The organism is Nocardioides aromaticivorans (genome assembly GCF_013408525.1).
GTDB classification, from domain to species: domain Bacteria; phylum Actinomycetota; class Actinomycetes; order Propionibacteriales; family Nocardioidaceae; genus Nocardioides; species Nocardioides aromaticivorans.
Genome location: NZ_JACBZM010000001.1, coordinates 4,489,206 through 4,507,170, shown reverse-complemented (window position 1 = coordinate 4,507,170; position 17,965 = coordinate 4,489,206). Strand labels below are relative to the sequence as shown.

The window sequence follows — 17,965 nt, the reverse complement described above, 5'->3', positions numbered from 1 at the left end:
TGAACATGACCGACATCGACGTGACGGACCTCCTCGTGGAGGCGCCGCTGCCTGCCCTCCGGCTGCTGGCCGAGGCCATCGACCGCGAGTTCGTGCGTCGCCAGCCGGCCGACAGCACCCCGTTCGAGTACGCCGCCGCGCAGCTGGGCGTCGACCCCACCGACCTGGTCGTGCTGGAGGAGTGCCCGGAGCTCGCCGTCACCCACGCCGTCGGGCACTGGCTCCACGAGGCGCAGGCGCGCTGGGGCCTCGACCCCGTCGGCTCGGTGCCCGCGGGGCCCGCCATGACCCAGTCGATCCCGGGCGCCGCTGGCGACGTCCGGGGCTACGCCGCCGTCAGCGTCCTGCTGCCGGCGGGCACGCTGGGCGCCGTCCCCGTCGTTGCCCGCATCGCGCCGCACCGCTTCGGGCCGGACGTCCAGCTCATCGGTCGCGCCGCCGACAACGCCGTCCTCCCGGAGCTGTTCGAGTCCTTCCTGCGCACCTGCCGCGCGGAGTCGCCCTACCGCCGCGGCGCCTACCGCGTCGTGGTCAGCGATGCCGGCCTGCTGCTCCAGCGGTGGACCGGCCGGGCCGCGACCCGTGACCACCTCAAGCTCGACCCCTCGGTCTGGCACACGGTCGATCGCCGGGTGCACCGCGTGATCGACCTCGCCGACGACCTCGCCGCGCGCGGCCTCGGGACCAGCACCGGCCTGCTCCTGGTCGGACCTCCGGGGACGGGCAAGACCCAGCTGGGCACCGTCGTCGCCCACGAGCTGGCCGGCCGGGCCACCGTGCTCGTGCCGGACACCACGGTGACCGAGCACTCGCTCACCGACCTGTTCGAGCTGGCGTCCGACCTGTCGCCGAGCCTGGTCCTGATGGACGACCTCGACCTGATCGTGGGCGAGCGGGGCGAGACCAACCCCCACCGGCTGCGCGAGTTCCTCAACGTGATGGACGGAGGCCTCGCCGACCGCAGCGGTGTCGTCGTGATCGCGTCGACCAACGACCACCGCAAGATCGACAAGGCCGCGCGGCGCTCGTCGCGGTTCGACACCGTCATCAAGATGGAGGCCCCCGGCGTCGAGGGCCGCCTGGCGATCCTTCAGCGCTATCTCGCCTGGAGCGACGCCGACCTCGACCTGCCGGCCGTCGCCCGCGCCACCGACGGCGCCACCGGGGCGGACCTCAAGGAGCTCGTGCGGGCCACCGTCCTGGAGACCTCCGACGCGGTGACCACCGCCGCGCTGCTGGCCCAGGCCCGCGCCGGCGGCTGGCGGGAGCCCAAGCCGGCCGCGGGCCAGTACCTCTAGGACACGCCCGGTGTCGCATCCCATGGAGCCGGACCTCGCGCACACGCAGCCCGGCAGCAGGCTCCGGCTCGAGTGGGGACCGACCGGAGCAGCCGCCCTGACCTCCGACGCCGACGTCGTGGTCGTGGTCGACGTCCTGTCGTTCACGACGACCCTCTCCATCGCCACTCTCCGCGGCATGCGCGTGCTGCCGTTCCCGTGGAAGGACGACCGGGCCGCGGCCTACGCCGAGGCGGCGGGCGCCACGCTGGCCGTCGGCCGGTTCGAGGCGCGGCAGCTCGACGACCCGCCCCCGAGCCTGTCCCCTGCCCAGCTCCTCACCTGCAGGTACGTCGACCGGCTGGTCCTGCCCTCGCCCAACGGCTCCACCATCTGCGCGGCCGTCCGCGACGCGGGCTCGGGAGCGACCGTGGTCGCCGCGTCCCTGCGCAACCGGACGGCAGTGGCCCGGTGGCTCCTCCCCCGGGTGGCCGCGGGCGCGACGGTGGCGCTCGTCGCGTCCGGCGAGCGCTGGCCCGACGACACCCTGCGCCCGGCCGTGGAGGACCTGTGGGGCGCGGGCGCGGTCCTCGACGCGCTGCGGGCCCACGTCGAGGTGCCGACCAGCGCCGAGGCGCAGGTCGCGCTGGCTGCCTGGCGGGCCGTCGCCGACCGGATCGGCGACGAGCTGCGCGCCTGTGCGAGCGGCCGCGAGCTGGTCGACGCCGGGTTCGGCGCGGACGTCGCGACGGCAGCAGAGGTCGACGTGGACGACGTGGTCCCGGTGCTCACGAGCGACGGGTTCGTCCGCGGGGACCCGTCCGGCCCTGCCCCGCAGTAGGGGCCCGGCCGGTGCCGCGCGAAGCGCGCGCTCGGACGTCACGTCCGACGGGCCGATCCGCCCCACTACGATGACGCGATCATGTCGCCCCGTCTCCAGCTGGCCGCCGGCGCCGTCCTCGTCAGCGGGATCACCGTCGAGGCGCTGGCGGGAAGCTCCCGGCTCTCCGGTCCGGTCATCATCACGTTCAGCCCGACCCACGGCGTGCACGTCGACGACGTGGCCGTGGTCCTCGCCTGGCTGGTCTGCATGGTGTGGATCGTCCGTCAGTGGCGGCGCAGTCCCTGACCCTCGGCGACGAGTCCCGGGGCGAGGGTCACGACCGTGGCGATGCGGACGTCTGCTCAGCCCAGCTGGCGGGCGATCTCGTCCAGCACGCCCTTGCGGTTCTTGCCCGCGACCTCCTGCTCGCGCAGCCGACGCAGCGCGGACGCGTCCAGTCCGGCGAGGCGGGACTTCGCCTGCGGGACGGTCAGCGTCGACAGGTCGGGCAGCACGGCCACCACCGGCGCCGGGGCGGGCCCGGCGCTCGCCGACCGCGAGGCCGTCTTCGTGGTGGACCTGCCCCGTCCGGGCACGAGGCGCGGCGCCTGCCTGACCGACTGCGCCACGGTCCCGGCCATCGCGCCGGCCGTCCCGGCGAGGCGTCCTGCCGTCGCGCGCACCGGCGCCGTCGCGGTCTCGGTGACGGTGTCGAGGACCTGCAGCAGCGCCTGGGAGTAGGCCTTGCTGGCGCTCACCAGCTGGCCGAGGAGGTTGTCGGCCTCGGCGCGGGTCAGCGAGCCTCGGACGACGAGGTCGTCCATCAGCTCCTGCAGCTTGGTCGCCTGGATGGTGACGCTGTGCTCGAGGGCGCCGTGCAGCGCCCTGAGGTTCCGGGGGATCACGTCCGCCGGGCTGCCGTTGCGTGCCATGGGGAGCCTCCACGTGTCATCCCTTGCAGCGTAGACCTCCCGGGTCGCGTCTCCCATCCCCTGGCGGGCACGACCTCGTCGCACCTCGTCGCACCTAGTCGTACGCCGCCTCCACCTCCCAGGAGCCGGGGCTGCGCCAGCACAGCAGCCAGGCCCGCCCGTCGACACCGACCACCTGGAAGCGGGCGGCGCGGCCGCCGCTGCCCGCCCCCAGCCACCAGGACTCGTCGACCGGCCACGGCCCGGCCCACGAGGCGACCGGGTGCCAGCGCCGGCCGATCCGGAACCGCCACGGCGGTCCGGTCACCTGCCCCCGGCTGGTGACGGCGACGTCGACACCCGCCTCGTCGACGACCTCGGCCTCCAGCGCCTCGGCGAACACCCTGCTCGGCGCCGGCCCGGGGATCCGGCCCGGCCACGGCCGGTCGACGGGACGCAGGCCGACCGGCCGCTCCCCCCACGGGACCAGCGCCTGGCGGTCGGCCGCGCTCCGGCCGCCCTGGCGGACCGGGACCCGGACGGCGTCGTACCCGACCATGGCCTGGACCCGCGCCACGCCCCGCACGACCTGGTCGTCAGCACCGCCACCCCAGAGCCCGTCGACGTGGGCGCCGGCGGGCTCGACGGTGTCGGGGAGGAAGCGGACGAGGGTGACCGGGGAGGTGATCGACTCCCCCGTCGACTTGCGGCTGCGCAGTCCCGAGCCGGCCATGCCGGCCTGCAGCTGCCAGTGCACCCGGTCGACGAGGTCGCGGGAGGTGAAGCAGCGCGGGTGCAGCCAGGTCCGGGCCGAGACGCCGTCCTCGAACTCCGCCTCGATCCGCACCCCGGTCGCGACGAGCTGTCGCTCGGAGAGCCCGGCGACGAACCTCTCGGCCGTGGTGCGCACGCTGAAGGTGACCGCCTCGGCGGAGTCGAGCGGCGGCTCGAAGGAGATCTCGCAGGCCAGCTCGGGCGGGGGTGTGCGCGAGGCCAGCCGGACGACCTCCTCGCCCTGCACCCGGCGCCACACCTCGACGCCGTAGGCACCGAACCGGTTGCTCACCGAGGCCCCCGAGAGCGCGGCGAAGTCACCGAGCAGCACCAGCCCGAGCCGGCGCAGCAGGTCGGCGAGCTCCGCCCCCTCCGGCCCGTCGTCGGCGAGCGCGGTCACCGGCAGGCTGCGCAGGAACTCCGCCGACCCACCGGCGGGCACGACCAGGCAGCCCTGGGGCGTGGCCTGGCGAGCGGCCCGCTCGGCGGCGTACAGGTCGTCGGCCGCACCGAACCGGCAGTCCCACACCCCGGCACCGACGAGGTGCTCGGCCAGCAGCGCCGCCGCTGCCTCCTCGCCACCGATGCCACCCTCACCGCCCCGCGCGAAGTAGCGTCCGGGAGCCGGCAGCGCGAGCAGGCCCGGCCGCAGCGGGGCGACCCCGGGCCGGACCTCCTCCACGGTCGTGAGCACCGGCTCGAACCAGCGCGCGTCCCGGTCGGGGTTGGCGCTCAGCAGCACCACCTCGGGACAGCGCGCCTGGGCGTCACGCCGGCGCTGGCCGCGACGCACCCCCTCCGCCCGGGCGGTGGCATTGCAGACGACCACCCGGTTGTTCGCGAGTACGACGGCCGGCGCGCCGACGTCGAGCACGGGATCGTCCTCGCCCCTGCCGTCGGCGAGCTCGAGCAGCCCCGCCGTCACCGACCAGTCGGGGCACCAGACGACCATGGTGCGCACTAGGCCGCGCCTCCCCATCCTCGGTGGATGCCCACGTCGTCCAGCACGTGCGCTGGCAAGGCGCCGATGCGCGGGCAGACTGGGCGTCTTTCAAGCATCGGCAACGCGGCCAGCGTGCGTGATGGGCGGCGCGGGCGCCGCCAGGGATGGGGAGGCATGGCCTTGGGCCGCGCCTCCCGCGAGCGCCACCTCGGACCGCGTCGGCATCCGCCCACCACCGCGGGCGACCAGCTCCACCCGGCGCTCGCGCAGTCGCCCGCGCCCGGCGCCGATGCCCAGCCAGGCGCTCCGCTCGGCCGCCAGCCGCACCTCGCAGCGCGGCCAGTCGCCCTGCACGACCAGCACACCCGAGCGCGCCCGGAGCCGGGCGTCGATGATGCTCGCCGACTTCGCGTCGACCTGACCGGGCGGCCGCAGCACCACCACCTTGAGCACGTCGACCAGCGCCGCGGTGACCTCGAGCCAGTGCTCCCCCGGCGACGGGACGAGCACGGTGCGGGAGAGGTCGATCCCCCACTGGTGGGCCGCCTCGACGCCGAAGTCGTCCCACCCGGCGAAGCCGACCCACTCCCCGGCCTGCGACGCCCCCGCGGCGAGCGCCATGCCGAGGCTGGCCGAGTCGACGCCGTACACACCCCCGGTGCGCAGCTGCACCAGGCCGTCGAAGACGGGCAGGGTCGGCACGCTCAGCCGGGTCGGGCCACCCTGGAGGGCCTGGATCCGGCCGCGGAGCTGGTCGACGACCGCGCGTGGGTCGACCAGCTCAGGGGTCTCGACGGCGCGGATGCTCACCCGTCCATGTTCGAACATTTGTTCGAACGACGCAAGTGCTGATCACCCTCGTCGATCGGGCACGAACTGCATCCCGGGGGGCGTGAATTGTTGCGGTTTGGGACCAAACCGCAACACTCACGCCGACCCGCGAACCTACCTCCGCCCGCGCTTCTCCCGCGGCTGCACCTTGATCTCGATCGGCGTGCCGACGAACCCGAACTCCTCGCGCAGGCGGCGCTCGATGAACCGCTCGTAGCCCTGGTCGAGCTTGCCGGTGGTGAACAGCTTGAACACCGGCGGCGCCGTCGAGACCTGGCTGCCGAAGAGGATCCGCGGCTGCTTGCCACCGCGCACCGGGTGCGGGTGCTCGGCGACGATCCGGCCGAGGAACGAGTTGAGGGCGCCGGTCGACACCCGCGTCTCCCAGCCCTCGATCGCGCGGGTCAGCGCCGGCACGAGCCGGTCGATGTGCCAGCCGGTCTTGGCGGTGATGTTGATCCGCGGCGCCCACTGCACCTGCACCAGGTCGCGCTCGATCTCGCGGTCGAGGTAGTAGCGGCGCTCGGCGTCGACGAGGTCCCACTTGTTGAAGGCGATGACGAGCGCCTTGCCGGCCTCGCGCACCTCCTGCAGGATCCGCATGTCCTGCTCGGCGATCGACTCGTCGCCGGCGAGGACCAGCACGCACACCTCGGCCCGCTCGATGGCGGTGGAGGTCCGCAGCCAGGCGTAGTACTCGTGGCCCGAGGCCTCCTTGACCCGCTTGCGGATGCCCGCGGTGTCGATGAAGCGCCAAGTCTGGCCGCCCAGCTCGACCAGCTCGTCGACCGGGTCGACGGTGGTGCCGGCGACGTTGTCGACGACGACCCGCTCCTCGCCGGCCAGCTTGTTGAGCAGCGAGGACTTGCCGACGTTGGGACGGCCGACGATGGCGATCCGGCGGGGGCCGCCGAGCTCCTCGTAGCCGTGCTCGGGCGCCTCGGGCAGGACCGACAGCACGGCGTCGAGCAGGTCGCCGGAGCCGCGCCCGTGCAGCGCGGAGACGCTGAACGGCTCGCCCAGGCCGAGGTTCCACAGGCCGTAGGCCTCGGCCTCGGCTCGCTCGTCGTCGACCTTGTTGGCGGCCAGTACGACGGGCTTGCCGGACTTGCGCAGCACCCGCACGACCGCCTCGTCGGCGTCGGTGATGCCGACCGTCGAGTCGACGACGAAGAGAACCGCGTCGGCGAGGCCGACGGCGATCTCGGCCTGCGCCTTGATCATCGCGGCCATGCCGCGGGCGTCCGGGTCCCAGCCACCGGTGTCGACCACCGTGAACGCCCGGCCGTTCCACTCGGCGTCGTACGAGACGCGGTCGCGGGTCACCCCGGGGATGTCCTCGACGACCGCCTCGCGGCGGCCCAGGATGCGGTTGACCAGGGTCGACTTGCCGACGTTGGGCCGGCCGACGACGGCCAGCACCGGGACCACCCCGGCGGGGGCAGCTTCACTCATCACGATCTCCTTGCGGGAGCGGACCCGGCAGGCTCCGCCCCGTCTCCTCGAGCGCGTCGGCGAGCCCGCTGCGCATGTGCGCGCGCAGGGCGGCCGACGTCAGACGTACATGATCCCTCGTCCGGGGCCAGGACACCGCATCGACGGCCATCGGCTCGCCGACCACGATGTCGATCTGCGCCCGCTTGGGGGGCAGCGAACTGCTCCGCCCGCCCGGCAGGCGGGTCCCCAGGAAGGTCATGGGTACGACGGGCGCGCCGGTCACCAGCGCCAGGTACGCCGCGCCCGTGTGGAACGTGGTCAGGTCGCCCGGGCCCCGCGTGCCCTCCGGGAACACCCCGACCGCGTGCCCGTCGCGCAGCACCCGCAGCGCCGTGCGGACCGCCCTCGGGTCGGTGTGGAAGCGGTCCAGGGGCACCTGCCCGGCCCGGCGCAGGAACCACCCGAGCGGCCCGCTGAACATCTCCTCCTTGGTCAGCGCGTGCACCGGCCGGGGGGCGAAGATCGCCATCAGCGGCCCGTCGACGAAACCCACGTGGTTGCCGGCCACGACGGCCGGCCCGTGCGCGGGGAAGCGCTCGGGGTGGTGCACCCGGACGTCGTACCGGCGCCGGATCAGCCAGCGCGAGGCCGGCCGGCCGCGCACGAGCAGCCAGCGGGCCGGGGTCTCGACCCCGTCGGAGCGCGGCGCCTCCTGGTGGGCTGCGTTCACACGCGCTCCATCACCAGGCCCACCACCAGCTCGATGACCTCGTCGAGGGTCCGGTCGGTCGAGTCGATGTGGACGGCACCGTCGACCTGGGTCAGCGGGGCCACGGCACGCCCCGAGTCGATCTTGTCGCGAGCGAGCAGCGACGCCTCGGTGGCGGCGACGTCGGCGCCACCGTTCTCGAGGGCGCGGCGGGCGGCGCGGGCGGCCGGGTCGGCGGTCAGGTAGACCTTCACGTCGGCGTCGGGGCACACGACGGAGGCGATGTCACGGCCCTCGACGACGATTCCCCCGTCGCCCACGATCGAACGCTGCAGGTCGACCAGCCGGGCGCGCACCTCGGGCACGGCGCTGACGGGCGAGACCGCGCCGTTGACCTCGTCGCTGCGGATCTCGACCGACACGTCGGTGCCGTCGACGGTGATCGTCGGCGCGAGCGGGTCGGTGCCGGACACGATCTGCGGGTCCTGCGCCCGCGCGGCGACGGCCGCCGGGTCGTGCACGTCGATGCCGTTGCTCAGCATCCACCACGTCATCGCGCGGTACTGCGCGCCCGTGTCGAGGTAGCGCAGGCCGAGCCGGTCGGCGACAGCGCGACAGGTGCTCGACTTGCCCGAACCGGACGTTCCGTCCACGGCCACAACGACGTTCAGCGGTGCATTCACGGCCCGCAGACTACCGGTGAGTCGTCAGATCTGCGTGGCCCAGCCCTTCGACTCCAGCGCCACCCGCAGGTCCTCGGCGCGCTCGGCCACCACGTCGAGCTCGACGAGGCCGACCGGGCGACCGGGGTCGTGGTCGATCCGGACGTCCTCGATGTTGACCCCGCTGTCCCCGGCGTCGGCGAACAGGCGCGCCAGCTCCCCCGGGTGGTCGGGTACGGCGACCCGGACCGCCTCCATCGCCTGCGGAGCCGTTCCGTGCTTGCCCGGGATGGCGCGGGTCCCGGCCTGGCCGTAGCCGAGCAGCGACTCGAGCCCGACCCGGTCGTCGTCGGTGACCGCCTCCAGGACGAGGTCCAGCCGCGCCCGCACCTCGGTGAGCAGCGCGGCCACCTCGGCGGCGTTGCCCGCGATGATCTGGCTGTAGAGCCGCGGGTCGCCGCCGGCGACGCGGGTGACGTCGCGCACGCCGGTGCCGGAGAGTGCGAGGTGCTCGGGCGGTGCCGCCGCGAGGGTGCCGGCCACGAGGGAGGCCATCAGGTGCGGCACGTGGGAGGTCCGGGCCACGGCGCGGTCGTGCTCGACCGGGCTCAGCCGGACGGTCACGGCGCCGCAGAGCCGGACCAGGGCCTCGACCGTGCGAGTGGCGGCGGGCGTGGCGTCGGGTCCCGGCGTGACCGCCCACGGGCGGCCGTCGAAGAGCGAGGCGCTGGCGGTCAGCGGACCGCTGTACTCGGTGCCGGCCATCGGGTGGCTGCCGACGTACCGGCTGCGGGACGGGTGCGCCCCGACGGCATCCAGCGGCGGTGCCTTCACGCTGCCCACGTCGGTCACGACCGTGTCCGGGCCGGCGGCATCGAGCGCGGCCACGACAGCGGGCCCCAGCGCGTCCGGGGGTACGGCGACCACGACCAGCTGCGGGACGTCGGCCGGCGTGCGTGCCCGTCCGGCGCCCAGCCCGGTCGCGGTCCGGAGGTGGTCGGGCGCGGTGTCGGTGAGCAGCACCTCGAGGCCGGCGCGGCGGCAGGCCAGCGCGATCGACGTGCCGATCAGGCCGGTGCCGACGATCTCGACGGGCCCGGTGAGGATGCCGGCTTCGCTGGTCTCAGGCACCCCGCAAGGTTAGGGGATCACGCCCCCGCCCCAGCGCCGGGCTGGTAGGACCCGAACGACCAGTGGTTGCCCTCCGGGTCCCGCACGCTGCCGCCCCGCCCGCCGTAGTCCTGGTCCACCATCGCCCGCTCCACGGTGGCGCCGGCGGCCACGGCGGCCTCGAACGCCGCGTCCGGGTCGTCCGTCACGAGGTAGACCGCTCCCGACCCGGCCGGCTGCAGCGGGCTCTCGTCGCGGACGGCACCGAACATCACTCCTCCTCCGCCCGGCCAGAGCCACTCGGCGTGGACCACCGTCCCGGTCCCGTCGCGGTGGGTGGCGTGCTCGACGAAGCCGATGGCCCCCAGCCAGGTGGTCATCGCGTCGACGTCACGGAACTGCAGGGCGGGCCAGAGCCGCACGGTGGCGGCCAACTCGTCAGTGCTCACGGTCCGAGCCTGCTCCCCCGTCCGCCCCGTGGTCTTGGACGAACGGGAACTCCTCACGCAGCCAGGCCGTGGGCGTGCAGCCCGCGAGCGCCCGCCACTCCCGCGCCAGGTGCGCCTGGTCGGCGTACCCGCAGACCGCGGCGACCTCGGCCAGCGGCCGGCGCCCGAGCAGGCGGCGGGCGACCTCGAGGCGCGCGATCCGCTGGAGCTCCTTCGGCGCCAGCCCGCACTCGGCGCGGACCAGCGTCCCGAGCCGCCGGCGGCTGTAGCCCACGTCGTGGGCCACCTCGGCCACGCGCCGCCCGGCCGTCAGCAGCGCGAGCGCCCGGGCCACCTCCGCCCGCGGGGCGGCGTCTCCCCCGCGAGCGGCGAGTGCGGCGAGGGTGCGGTCGACGAGCGCCACCCGGGCCGGCCAGGTCGCGAGCGCGTGCAGCCGCTCGGGCAGCTCCCGCAGGGCCGTGGGTACGACGGCCTCCTCCAGGTCGGTCAGCTCCCCCGACAGGTCCGCGGCAGGTCGCCCCAGCAGCACCCGCGCACCCTCGAGGGTCAGCGCGAGCTGGACGCCGCGCTGGGTGCCGTCGTGGTGGATCGCCGCCGGCGCGGCGTGCAGCCCCGACAGCGACGAGAACGCGGCGTGCAGGGTGCCCGGGCGTCCCGCCCACGAGACGCGCAGCGGGTCGTCGAGCGGCAGGACGAGCGTGATCGTGGTGGACGGCAGGCCACGGTGGACGCCGGGTGCGCCGAAGTCGACGTCGTACGGGATCCGCGCGGCGACATGCCTGCGCAGCGCGACGGGGACCGGCGGGACCGGGATCACCCGTCCACCGTAGGCCAGATGGCTCCTACAGGCCGACCAGCTCCAGCAGCTGGCCGAGCTCGTCGTCGCTGAGCTCGCGCAGTGTCCCGCTGCCGAGGGTGCCGAGCTCGATCGGGCCGAAGCGGGTGCGGCTGAGCTGGCGGACCGGGTGGCCGACGTGGTCGAGCAGGCGCCGCACGATCCGGTTGCGGCCCTCGTGGATGACCAGCTCGATGATCGACTTCTCGTTGGCGGTCGCGATGATCCGGGCCCGGCGCACGTCGACCGGACCGTCCTCGAGGGTCACCCCGGCGAGGAGGTCGGCGACGGTGGCCTTGGTCAGCCGGCCGGCCACCTCGGCGACATAGGTCTTCTCGACCTCGAAGGACGGGTGCGCCATCCGGTGCGCGAAGTCGCCGTCGTTGGTGAGCAGCAGCAGCCCGGAGGTGTCGGTGTCGAGCCGGCCGACGTGGAAGAGCCGCTCGGGCCGGTCGCCGACGAAGTCGCTGAGGGTACGACGCCCCTCCGGGTCGGACATGGTGGACACCACGCCGCGTGGCTTGTTGAGGACGAGGTAGACGTGGGCGGAGACCGGCGGCAGGCGCTTGCCGGAGACCTTGATGACGGCCGTGCGCGGGTCGACCTTCGTGCCGAGGCGGGTGACGACCTCGCCGTCGACCTCGACCTCGCCGTCGAGCATCAGCTCCTCGCAGCGGCGCCGCGAGGCGACGCCGGACTGGGCGAGCAGCTTCTGCAGCCGGATCAGGCCGTCCTCGTCGACCGCGATCTCACGCGCCATCGGAGGACTCCTCGGCGACGGGCTCGGGCTCGGGAGAGGAGGCGGCGAGCTCCTCCTCCATCTCGGCGAGGTCGGGCAGGTGCGGGGCCAGGTCCGGCAGCTCGTCGAGGGAGACGATCCCGATCCGCTCCAGGAAGTACGACGTCGTGCGGTAGAGCGTCGCGCCGTGCTCGCCGTCCTGGCCGGCCTCCTCGACCAGCCCGCGGTTGAGCAGCGTGCGCATGACGCCGTCGACGTTGACGCCGCGCACGGCGGAGACCCGGGCCCGGGAGACCGGCTGCTGGTAGGCGACGACCGCGAGGGTCTCCAGCGCGGCCTGGGTGAGTCGCGCCTGCTGGCCCTCGAGGACGAAGCCCTCGACGACCGCGGCGTACTCCTCGCGGGTGTAGAAGCGCCAGCCGCCGGCGACATTGCGCAGCTCGAAGCCGCGGCCCTGCTCGTCGTACTCGGCGGCCAGGGCGGCCAGCGCCTCGGCCACCTCCTGCGCGGGATACCCGACGGCGGTGGCGAGGGCGATCTGGTCGAGCGGCTGGTCGGCAACCATCAGCACCGCCTCCAGGGCGGGGCGCAGCGGGGCGAGCGGGACGGCCAGCGCCTCCTCGGTCGCGACCTCGTCGGTCGGCTCAGTCATCGTTCTTCTCCTCAGCCGGCGGGGGTCCCCCGTCGAACTCGTCGGTGATCAGGTCGTCCACGTCGACCGCCTCGTCGCCGGTCCAGCGCACGGTCAGCTCGCCGAGCGGCGTGACCTGGTCGAAGGCCACCGCTCCCTCGCGGAACAGCTCGAGCAGGGAGAGGAAGCGCGCGACCGTGGTCAGCGTGTCGGGCGAGTCACCGCACAGGGCCCGGAAGGTCATCGTCCCACTCCGGCGCAGCCGGTCGACCACGACCATCGCCTGCTCGCGCACGCTGACCGTCGGGGCGTGGATGTGGTGGAGGGTGAGCTCGAGCTCCGGCTTGGGTTCCATCGCCTTCGCCGCGAGCGCGGCGAACTGGTCGAGGCCGATGCCGATGAGCACCTCCGGCAGCAGCCCGGCGAAGCGCTCCTCGAGCCCGACGGCGCGCGGGAAGCGCCGCGACTCGGCCTGCAGGCGGGTGTCGAGGACTGCTGCGACCTGCTTGTAGGCCTTGTACTGCAGCAGCCGCGCGAACAGCAGGTCGCGCGCCTCGAGCAGGGCGAGGTCCTCCTCGTCCTCCACGTCGCCCTGGGGCAGCAGCCGCGCCGCCTTGAGGTCGAGCAGGGTCGCCGCGACGAGCAGGAAGCTGGTCGTCTCCTCGAGGTCGTCGGACGCCAGGCCCGTCTGGGGCAGGGCCTTGACGTGCGCGATGAACTCGTCGGTGACCTTCGACAGCGCGATCTCGGTGACGTCGAGCTTGTGCTTCGAGATCAGGCTGAGCAGCAGGTCGAACGGACCCTCGAAGTTGTCGAGGCGGACGGCGAAGCCGCCCTTGGGCTCCGATGACTCGGGCTCCGCGACCGCCCCGACCTCCTCACTCACGCAGGCGCCTGACGAGGGGCGAGTCCTCTCCGGCCGTCTCGAGGTCGGCGAGCACCAGGTGCAGCGCCTCGCGCACCAGGCGGCCGCGGTCGACGGCGAGGCCGTGCTCGCCGCGCAGGGTCAGCCGGGCACGCTCGAGGTCCATCAGCTCCTGCGAGGTGATGTAGACCGTGATCTTCTCGTCGTGCCGGATCCGCCCGCTGGGCCCCTTCTGCTGCTCCGGCTGCTCGGCCGGCGGGTCCGGGACGGCCCGGACGGCGGGCTCGGAGGTGGGACGGAAGAGGTCGTCGGCGGCCGGCAGGCTCACACGTCGAGACACCGAACCGCCACCTCCTTCGCCAGCTGCCGGTAGGCCTCGGCGCCACTGGAGCCCGAGGCGTACGACGTGATCGGCTCGCCCGCCACGGTCGAGTCGGAGAACTTCACCGTGCGCCGGATGACCGTGTGGAAGACCTTGTCGCCCCAGGCCTGCACGAGGCGCTCGAGCACCTCGCGGCCGTGGAGCGTGCGGCCGTCGTACATGGTGCCGAGGACGCCGTCGACCTCCAGGCCGGGGTTGAGGCGCTGCTTCACCTTGTCGATGGTGGCCTTGAGGAGCGCGACGCCGCGCAGCGCGAAGTACTCGCACTCCAGCGGCACGATCACGCCGTGCGAGGCGGTGAGCGCGTTGACGGTCAGCAGGCCGAGCGAGGGCTGGCAGTCGATGAGGATGACGTCGTACTCGGCGATCGCCGGCGCCAGGACGCGCTGCAGGGTCTGCTCGCGGGCGACCTCGTGCACGAGCTGGACCTCGGCGGCCGACAGGTCGATGTTGGACGGCAGCAGGTCCATGCCGGGCACGCCGGAGGGCACGACGACCTCGTCGAGCGTCGTCTCCGGGTCCATCAGCAGGTTGTAGACCGTCGTCTCCATGTCGTGCGGGTTGAGCCCGAGCCCGACGGAGAGCGAGCCCTGCGGGTCGAAGTCGACCAGCAGCACCTTGCGGCCGTACTCGGCCAGCGCGGCGCCCAGGTTGATGGTCGTCGTGGTCTTGCCGACGCCGCCCTTCTGGTTGCACATCGCGATGACCCGCGCCTGGCCGTGGGCCGTGACCGGTCGCGGGTCCGGCAGGAACGGCATCGGCCGTCCGGTCGGACCGATGTCGCCCGACGGCTCGATCGGGACCCGCACCGTGGGGGTCTCCGGGGTCGGGAACTGCAGCGTCATCGCGTCCTCCGTGCCGAGCGGGACCTCGCTGCCCGTCTCGCGCGCGGGAGCCGGGATCGGCATCCGCGGCGGCATGTCGGGTGCACTGGATCCTCCGTAGGTACCGACCATCGCCCTCACCTTTTGTCGTGGAGTGGTTGCGGGCTCCTTCCCCAGAGCCCGGGACCTCTCCATCCAACAATGTCGACACGACGACATTCGGGAGGCGCGCCGCGCGCTACGACGTCAGCAGCGCGTCAGCCGGTGAGGCTCTCCATCGCCAGCGTGCGGACGACGGCCTCGCCGGCCTCGTCGCTGGCCGCGAGGTCGACCTCCGCGCGGACCACCCAGTCGTGGTTGCCGTCCGGGTCGTGCAGGGTCTGCGTGGCCACCCACCGGTCCGGCGCCTTCTCGACGGACAGCAGCGCCGGGCCGCGGGCATCGGCGTCGGTCAGCAGCCGGTCGTGCTCGGCGTAGTAGTCCTCGATCGCCCGGTCCCAGTCGCCCTCCCCCCAGTCGGAGCCGTCCGGCTCCAGGGAGGCGAGCGCGGGCACGTCGTCGCGGGCGACGAGCTCGACCCGGCGCCACATCGCGTTGCGGACCATCACGTCGAAGACCCGGCCCTGCTGGCTGAGCGGCCGCGGCGGAGGCGGCGGCTCGTGGTGGCTCACCTGCGTGCTCGCGTGCTCCGGGTCGGCCAGCGCCTCCCACTCGTCGAGCAGCGAGGAGTCGACCTGGCGGACGGTCTCGCCCAGCCACTCGACCAGCAGCTCCAGCTCCCCGGTCCGGTACGACGCCGGGACGGTCTGCCGCAGCGCGCGGTAGGCGTCGGTGAGGTAGCGCAGCACCAGCCCCTCGGAGCGGGCCACCTGATAGCGGGCGACCAGGTCGGTGAAGCCCATCCCCTGCTCCCACATCTCGCGCACGACCGACTTGGGCGCCAGCGCGTCGGGCGCCAGCCACGGGTGCCGCTCGCGGTAGGTCTCGAACAGGGGCTCGAGCAGGTCGCTGAGCGGCTCGGGCCAGGTGACGTCCTCGATCAGGGCCATCCGCTCGTCGTACTCGACGCCGTCGGCCTTGAGCGCGGCGATCGCCTCGCCGCGGGCGGCATGGCGCTGGGCGAGCAGGAGCGGCCGCGGGGCCTCCAGGGTGGCCTCGACCACGGAGACGACGTCGAGTACGAAGTCGGGGCTGTCCGGGTCGAGCACGTCGAGGACGGCCAGTGCGAAGTGCGACAGCGGCTGGTTGAGCGCGAAGTCCTCCGGCAGCGCCTCGGTGAGGACGTAGCGGCGGCCGAACCCGTCGGGCTCGTCGAGCCGGGTCAGCACCTCGGAGGTCACCAGGCTCCGCGCCAGCCGGACCGCCCGCTTGGCGAGCCGCAGCTGGCTGCGCCGGTCCTCGTGGTTGTCCATCAGCAGCCGGCGCATCACCGGGAACGCGTCCTCCTCGCGGGAGAGGACGTTGACCAGCATCGCGTTGTCGACCTTCATCTGCGACTTCAGCGGCTCGGGCCGGCCCTCGACGAGCTTGTCGAAGGTCTGCTCGGTCCACACCACGGTGCCGGCCGGCGGCTTCTTCAGCTGCGCCTTCGACCCCCGCTTGGCCTGCTTCTCCGCGCTCATGGCGGCGTTCTTCGCGGCGGCCTTCGCCTTGGCCTTCTCGTTCTCGATCACGTGCTCCGGCGCCTGGACGACGACATAGCCCGCCGTGTCGAAGCCCGCACGCCCCGCGCGGCCGGCGATCTGCAGGAACTCACGCGTGCGCAGCACCCGCTGCCGCGACCCGTCGTACTTGGCGAGGCCGGTGAAGAGCACCGTGCGGATCGGCACGTTGATGCCGACACCGAGGGTGTCGGTGCCGCAGATGACGGTCAGCAGGCCGGCCTGGGCGAGCTGCTCGACGAGGCGGCGGTAGCGAGGGAGCATCCCCGCGTGGTGGACGCCGATCCCCTGGCGCAGCAGCTTGCTCAGGGTCTTGCCGAACCCGGCCGCGAAGCGCACCGGCGCCAGCCGCTCGGCGATCTGCTCCTTGCGCTCCTTCGGCAGCACCGTGTCGAGCCGGCCGGGACCGCTCAGCAGCGACACGGCGTGCTCGACGGCGGCCGCTTGGGTGAAGTGCACGACGTAGACCGGCCCCTGGCCGGTGCTGACCAGCTCGGCGAGCTTGTCGCCCATCGGCTCCAGCGACCACGAGAAGTCCAGCGGGACCGGGCGCTCGGCCTGGTCGACGGTCGTGGTGTCGCGACCGTTGCGCCGGGTCAGGTCCGCGGCCAGCTCGGTCGTGTCGCCGAGGGTCGCCGACATCAGCAGGAACTGCGCCTGCGGCAGCTCGATGAGCGGCACCTGCCAGGCCCAGCCGCGCCCGGGCTCGCCGTAGAAGTGGAACTCGTCCATCACCACCATGCCGACATCGGCGGCGGAGCCCTCCCGCAGCGCGATGTTGGCGAGCACCTCGGCCGTGCAGCAGATCACCGGGGCGTCGGCGTTAACGGCCACGTCACCGGTCAGCATGCCCACGTCGGCGGCGCCGAAGACCTCGACGAGGTCGAAGAACTTCTCACTCACCAGCGCCTTGATCGGCGCGGTGTAGAAGGTCACCCGGTCGTCGGCGAGCGCGGCCATCGCGGCGGCCATCGCGACCAGCGACTTCCCGGACCCGGTCGGCGTGGCCAGCACGACGTTGTCGCCCGCCAGCAGGGAGAGAATCGCCTCCTCCTGGTGCGGGTAGAGCTCGAGGCCGCGCCCGTCGGCGTACTCGATGATGCGGTCGTACGCCGCGTCCTGCGCACCGGACGACACGGGCTCAGGCATCGCGGGCCCTCGGGTGTGCGGTCGCGAAGACCTCGCGCAGGTTGTCGACCGTCACCAGCGTGTAGACCTGCGTCGTCGTCACCGACGCGTGGCCGAGCAGCTCCTGCACGACCCGCACGTCGGCGCCGCCGTCGAGCAGGTGGGTCGCGAACGAGTGGCGCAGCGTGTGCGGCGAGACGTCGCGGGTGACGCCGGCCCGCTCGGCCGCCTTGACCAGCACCGCCCAGGCGGACTGGCGGGAGAGCCGGCCTCCTCGTGAGTTGAGGAAGAGAGCCGGCGTGGCCTTGGCGACCAACGCCGGACGCCCCCGCACCAGGTAGGCCGACAGCGCCGCCCGGGCGAACGAGCCGACCGGCACCAGCCGCTCCTTGCCGCCCTTGCCGCTCAGCAGGATCGTGTTGTCGTCGTCGTCGCGCAGGTCGAGAGCGGACACGTCGTCGACGTCGAGCCCGACGGCCTCGGAGATCCGGGCGCCCGTCCCGTAGAGCACCTCCAGCAACGCCCGGTCGCGCAGCGCGAGCGGCGTCCCGGGAGCGCCCGCGGCCTCGAGGATCGCCTCCACGTCCGAGAGCGGCAGCGCCTTCGGCAGCCGCTTGGCCGGCGACGGCGGCTTGACCGCCGCGGCCGGGTCCAGCTGCGCCAGCCCGTCGGCGACGGCGAACTTGTGGAAGCCGCGGACGGCCACCACCGTCCGCGCCGCTGAGGACGCGCTCAGCGGCGGGTGGTCGGCGTCGCCCTCGCGCAGCCGCATCAGGAACTCGGTGACCGTCGCCTCGCTCACCCCGTCGAGGTGGTCGATGCCGGCGGCCGCCAGGTGCTCGCGGTAGCGGCGCAGGTCGCGACGGTAGGAGCTCAGCGTGTTGGCGGCGAGCCCCTTCTCGACCGTCAGGTGGTCCAGGTAGGTCCGGACCGCCCGGTCCACCGCCCCTGCGCCACTCACCCGGTCAGGCTAG

At 73.8% G+C, this 17,965-nt stretch carries 19 protein-coding genes; 3 read left to right on the top strand and 16 right to left on the bottom strand.

Translation table 11 applies throughout. From position 1 onward, the window contains the following. Nucleotides 1-5 precede the first annotated feature (5 nt). From BJ993_RS21605 to BJ993_RS21595, 3 genes are all read left to right on the top strand, one after another. Nucleotides 6-1,298, top strand: a complete 1,293-nt coding sequence (locus BJ993_RS21605; protein ID WP_179651152.1) for an AAA family ATPase — start codon at nucleotides 6-8, stop codon at nucleotides 1,296-1,298. A 10-nt stretch (nucleotides 1,299-1,308) separates the two neighbouring features. Next, nucleotides 1,309-2,118: a 2-phosphosulfolactate phosphatase gene (locus BJ993_RS21600; protein ID WP_308645668.1), complete on the top strand. Its 810-nt coding sequence runs from the start codon at nucleotides 1,309-1,311 to the stop codon at nucleotides 2,116-2,118. Between the two features lie 81 nt (nucleotides 2,119-2,199). Then, a complete protein-coding gene (locus BJ993_RS21595) occupies nucleotides 2,200-2,406 on the top strand; it encodes a hypothetical protein (protein WP_179651151.1) in 207 nt (68 codons plus the stop codon). Between the two features lie 56 nt (nucleotides 2,407-2,462). Here BJ993_RS21595 and BJ993_RS21590 read toward each other — a convergent pair whose 3' ends face one another. The 16 genes from BJ993_RS21590 to BJ993_RS21515 form a co-directional block, all read right to left on the bottom strand. Beyond that, nucleotides 2,463-3,032: a hypothetical protein gene (locus BJ993_RS21590; RefSeq protein ID WP_179651150.1), complete on the bottom strand. Its 570-nt coding sequence runs from the start codon at nucleotides 3,030-3,032 to the stop codon at nucleotides 2,463-2,465. Between the two features lie 94 nt (nucleotides 3,033-3,126). Next, nucleotides 3,127-4,737, bottom strand: a complete 1,611-nt coding sequence (locus tag BJ993_RS21585) for a DNA polymerase Y family protein (protein WP_257027652.1) — start codon at nucleotides 4,735-4,737, stop codon at nucleotides 3,127-3,129. Between the two features lie 99 nt (nucleotides 4,738-4,836). Further along, nucleotides 4,837-5,538, bottom strand: a complete 702-nt coding sequence (gene imuA', locus BJ993_RS21580; RefSeq protein ID WP_179651148.1) for a DnaE2-dependent mutagenesis accessory factor ImuA' — start codon at nucleotides 5,536-5,538, stop codon at nucleotides 4,837-4,839. Nucleotides 5,539-5,673: 135 nt separating this feature from the next. Next, nucleotides 5,674-7,014 carry a ribosome biogenesis GTPase Der gene (der, locus tag BJ993_RS21575; RefSeq protein WP_179651146.1) on the bottom strand — a complete coding sequence of 447 codons (1,341 nt, stop codon included), beginning with the start codon at nucleotides 7,012-7,014 and terminating at the stop codon, nucleotides 5,674-5,676. Continuing rightward, on the bottom strand, nucleotides 7,007-7,726 hold the full coding sequence (locus BJ993_RS21570; protein WP_179651144.1) for a lysophospholipid acyltransferase family protein: 720 nt from the start codon (nucleotides 7,724-7,726) through the stop codon (nucleotides 7,007-7,009). Before BJ993_RS21570 ends, der begins: the two co-directional genes overlap by 8 nt. Beyond that, nucleotides 7,723-8,388, bottom strand: a complete 666-nt coding sequence (cmk, locus tag BJ993_RS21565; RefSeq protein ID WP_207010705.1) for a (d)CMP kinase — start codon at nucleotides 8,386-8,388, stop codon at nucleotides 7,723-7,725. Before cmk ends, BJ993_RS21570 begins: the two co-directional genes overlap by 4 nt. 24 nt (nucleotides 8,389-8,412) lie before the next feature. Further along, on the bottom strand, nucleotides 8,413-9,498 hold the full coding sequence (locus BJ993_RS21560; RefSeq protein ID WP_308645667.1) for a prephenate dehydrogenase: 1,086 nt from the start codon (nucleotides 9,496-9,498) through the stop codon (nucleotides 8,413-8,415). Nucleotides 9,499-9,515: 17 nt separating this feature from the next. Beyond that, nucleotides 9,516-9,926: a VOC family protein gene (locus BJ993_RS21555; RefSeq protein WP_036545501.1), complete on the bottom strand. Its 411-nt coding sequence runs from the start codon at nucleotides 9,924-9,926 to the stop codon at nucleotides 9,516-9,518. Continuing rightward, complete coding sequence (locus tag BJ993_RS21550) at nucleotides 9,916-10,743, bottom strand: helix-turn-helix domain-containing protein (RefSeq protein ID WP_308645666.1); 828 nt, start codon at nucleotides 10,741-10,743, stop codon at nucleotides 9,916-9,918. The genes BJ993_RS21555 and BJ993_RS21550 overlap by 11 nt, the downstream gene beginning before the upstream one ends. A 25-nt stretch (nucleotides 10,744-10,768) precedes the next feature. Next, nucleotides 10,769-11,521, bottom strand: coding sequence for a pseudouridine synthase (locus BJ993_RS21545; protein ID WP_036545499.1), 753 nt, complete (start codon nucleotides 11,519-11,521; stop codon nucleotides 10,769-10,771). After that, nucleotides 11,511-12,152: an SMC-Scp complex subunit ScpB gene (gene scpB / locus BJ993_RS21540; RefSeq protein ID WP_179651142.1), complete on the bottom strand. Its 642-nt coding sequence runs from the start codon at nucleotides 12,150-12,152 to the stop codon at nucleotides 11,511-11,513. Before scpB ends, BJ993_RS21545 begins: the two co-directional genes overlap by 11 nt. Continuing rightward, nucleotides 12,145-13,017 (bottom strand): segregation and condensation protein A, encoded by an 873-nt coding sequence (locus BJ993_RS21535; protein ID WP_036545496.1) that lies wholly within the window; start codon nucleotides 13,015-13,017, stop codon nucleotides 12,145-12,147. Before BJ993_RS21535 ends, scpB begins: the two co-directional genes overlap by 8 nt. Beyond that, entirely contained in the window at nucleotides 13,010-13,336 is a 327-nt protein-coding gene (locus BJ993_RS21530; protein WP_036545494.1) for a hypothetical protein, read from the bottom strand. Before BJ993_RS21530 ends, BJ993_RS21535 begins: the two co-directional genes overlap by 8 nt. Continuing rightward, nucleotides 13,321-14,334, bottom strand: a complete 1,014-nt coding sequence (locus BJ993_RS21525; RefSeq protein ID WP_179651140.1) for a ParA family protein — start codon at nucleotides 14,332-14,334, stop codon at nucleotides 13,321-13,323. The genes BJ993_RS21530 and BJ993_RS21525 overlap by 16 nt, the downstream gene beginning before the upstream one ends. A gap of 125 nt (nucleotides 14,335-14,459) precedes the next feature. Continuing rightward, nucleotides 14,460-17,012, bottom strand: coding sequence for a DEAD/DEAH box helicase (locus BJ993_RS21520; protein WP_179651138.1), 2,553 nt, complete (start codon nucleotides 17,010-17,012; stop codon nucleotides 14,460-14,462). Continuing rightward, the gene (locus BJ993_RS21515) at nucleotides 17,005-17,952 is read right to left on the bottom strand and encodes a site-specific tyrosine recombinase XerD (protein ID WP_036545485.1); all 948 of its coding nucleotides are present in this window, start codon (nucleotides 17,950-17,952) and stop codon (nucleotides 17,005-17,007) included. Before BJ993_RS21515 ends, BJ993_RS21520 begins: the two co-directional genes overlap by 8 nt. Nucleotides 17,953-17,965 lie beyond the last annotated feature (13 nt).

Coding starts and splice junctions, on each gene's coding strand:
- BJ993_RS21605 (WP_179651152.1), top strand. CDS start 6: ATGACCGACATCGACGTGACGGACCTCCTCGTGGAGGCGCCGCTGCCT.
- BJ993_RS21595 (WP_179651151.1), top strand. CDS start 2,200: ATGTCGCCCCGTCTCCAGCTGGCCGCCGGCGCCGTCCTCGTCAGCGGG.
- BJ993_RS21590 (WP_179651150.1), bottom strand. CDS start 3,032: ATGGCACGCAACGGCAGCCCGGCGGACGTGATCCCCCGGAACCTCAGG.
- BJ993_RS21585 (WP_257027652.1), bottom strand. CDS start 4,737: ATGGTCGTCTGGTGCCCCGACTGGTCGGTGACGGCGGGGCTGCTCGAG.
- der (WP_179651146.1), bottom strand. CDS start 7,014: ATGAGTGAAGCTGCCCCCGCCGGGGTGGTCCCGGTGCTGGCCGTCGTC.
- BJ993_RS21545 (WP_036545499.1), bottom strand. CDS start 11,521: ATGGCGCGTGAGATCGCGGTCGACGAGGACGGCCTGATCCGGCTGCAG.
- scpB (WP_179651142.1), bottom strand. CDS start 12,152: ATGACTGAGCCGACCGACGAGGTCGCGACCGAGGAGGCGCTGGCCGTC.
- BJ993_RS21525 (WP_179651140.1), bottom strand. CDS start 14,334: ATGGTCGGTACCTACGGAGGATCCAGTGCACCCGACATGCCGCCGCGG.
- BJ993_RS21520 (WP_179651138.1), bottom strand. CDS start 17,012: ATGCCTGAGCCCGTGTCGTCCGGTGCGCAGGACGCGGCGTACGACCGC.